1 pseudogene is annotated in these 1183 nt (G+C 40.3%); it reads left to right on the top strand.

Features of this window, described 5'->3' with window-relative positions:
* Positions 1–1183, top strand: a pseudogene (locus B0A66_RS23015) (T9SS type B sorting domain-containing protein); the annotation flags it as partial.

The following is a 1183-nucleotide window of genomic DNA, read 5'->3' as shown; positions in this document are numbered from 1 at the left end:
ACGGTAACAGATGCTAATGGTTGTACCATAAGCACAAGTACGCCAATTGTGGTAACAACTCCGGTTAATCCGGTTATCACCAGCATATCGGCTGTAGATGTTTTATGTAATGGAACAAGTACTGGTAGCATTGTCGTTACTCATGATCTTAATCAAGGAACAGCACCATTTGTTTATACTGTTTTGAACACGACTACAGGGGTTAATTACGGGCAACAAACTTCAGGTTTACCTGCAGGTACTTATAGCGTAACACTTACTGATGCCAAAGGCTGTACAGATGTGCGTACCATAACCATTGCTGAGCCTACAGCTATTGTTGTAAATCGTACGATTCATCCTATTACCTGTATTCCGGGAGGAGGGCAATCTAAAGGACAGATCATCATTGATTCTGTTACTGGTGGAACTCCCAACTATATATACCATGTAACAGGAGTTAATGGATATAATAGACAATTTACCAACCAGACAGGAGCTACTCAGGTATTTGATGTTGTTGATTTTGGATTGTATCAAATTATTGTTACCGATGCTAATGGTTGTGCCAATATTGAACAAAATATATTAGTAGCCTCACCACCGGATGATTTAGATATTACTATTTTAGCGCCACCTGCTAACTGTTTAGCAGGAGGAAGTGCCGAGTTATCTGTTGGTTCAAAATCAGGTATCATTGGTCCAGGTCCATTTCATTTTGCTGTTTATTCAGGTCCAACAATGCCGCCATATAGCAGTCCGACAACATTGCCTTGGTATGATGAAGATGCTCCGGGGAGTAAAAAAGTGACCCTTACTAATTTAACACCGGGTGTTTTATATACGTTTGTTGTTTACGATGAAAATACAGGCTGTAAAGTTGAAAAAACAGCAGATCAGCCTATTCCTACTCATTCAGGATTGACTACCAGTGGGTTCGTTGCTAAAAATATTACCTGTACAGGTAGCGCTGATGGAAATGTAACGTTTGATATCGTTAGTCCATATTCAACAGCTACACCGGTTGATTATGAGATATTTAATTCTCAGAGTCACGTGTCAACAGGAGTTATGGGAACAGGTATAGTTCCTGCTAACGGAACACTTACCGTTTCTAATTTAGGTCCATTGCCGTTTGGTAACTATTATGTCTTGGTTAAAGAAGCAGCAGGATCCGTAAATGGCGGTTGTAGTGTGGCTACAG

This window comes from Flavobacterium hercynium (assembly GCF_002217285.1).
GTDB lineage: Bacteria > Bacteroidota > Bacteroidia > Flavobacteriales > Flavobacteriaceae > Flavobacterium > Flavobacterium hercynium.
Note: the sequence above shows the minus strand (reverse complement) of the source record. Positions and strands in the feature narration are given on the sequence as shown.